This window comes from Pseudomonas sp. P5_B2 (genome assembly GCF_056400445.1).
The window spans coordinates 1-675 of the sequence record NZ_JBFULH010001357.1 but is presented as its reverse complement, the minus strand read 5'-3'; the positions used below and the strand labels follow the sequence as shown (position 1 = coordinate 675).

At 55.3% G+C, this 675-nt stretch carries 1 protein-coding gene; it reads left to right on the top strand.

Features of this window, described 5'->3' with window-relative positions:
* The first annotated feature begins 231 nt into the window (after positions 1 to 231).
* Positions 232 to 561: a DHCW motif cupin fold protein gene (locus AC1DRJ_RS31215; RefSeq protein WP_301157509.1), complete on the top strand. Its 330-nt coding sequence runs from the start codon at positions 232 to 234 to the stop codon at positions 559 to 561.
* Positions 562 to 675: the final 114 nt, after the last annotated feature.

The window sequence follows — 675 nt, the reverse complement described above, 5'->3', positions numbered from 1 at the left end:
GTCGAGATGACTTCGCAAGACGCTTGCCGTTCTCTGCCTGTCACGACCGGCTCAGAGCGTGAAGCGGTCAATGAGTTACCCGCGATAGCAGCACCGAATGGTTATCCAGTGGCAGKGTGAAGGCAGTTTCTCTCACCGCGCCTGTATCCCATAAGTGCGGGCCTTCTGTGTCTATCGGCACCATCGCCCGAATGATACGGTCTGCATTTATTGCATTTCGATGAGGCAACAATGGATCTCACTGCAATCCCATTTGGTACCACCGATTGGTCAACGATAGAGCCGGTGGCGCATGCCGGTCAGACAGGCACAGCCTATTGGCGTACCTGCCAGTTTGGTTCAGCGCGTGTGCGGATGGTCGAATACAGCCCTGGATATCTGGCCGATCACTGGTGTTGGAGGGGGCACATCCTGTTGTGCCTGGAGGGTCAGTTGCATACAGAACTGGAAGATGGTCGTCAGTTCACACTGACGCCAGGCATGAGCTATCAGGTGGGCAATAATGCTGAGGGACATCGGTCATTCACTACGATCGGGGCGAAGTTGTTCATTGTGGATTAGTCGTGGGGGGCGACCTGTAAAACGCACCCACCCAATCCGTTGGCAGCTGATGCGTCCGCAATCTGGGGTCTGAAATACTCCTGTGCGAATGACTGCTCCTGGCCGGTTCTCTAC

What these genes read in the sequence shown, in the direction of transcription:
- AC1DRJ_RS31215 (WP_301157509.1), top strand. Translation starts at nt 232, where the DNA reads ATGGATCTCACTGCAATCCCATTTGGTACCACCGATTGGTCAACGATA.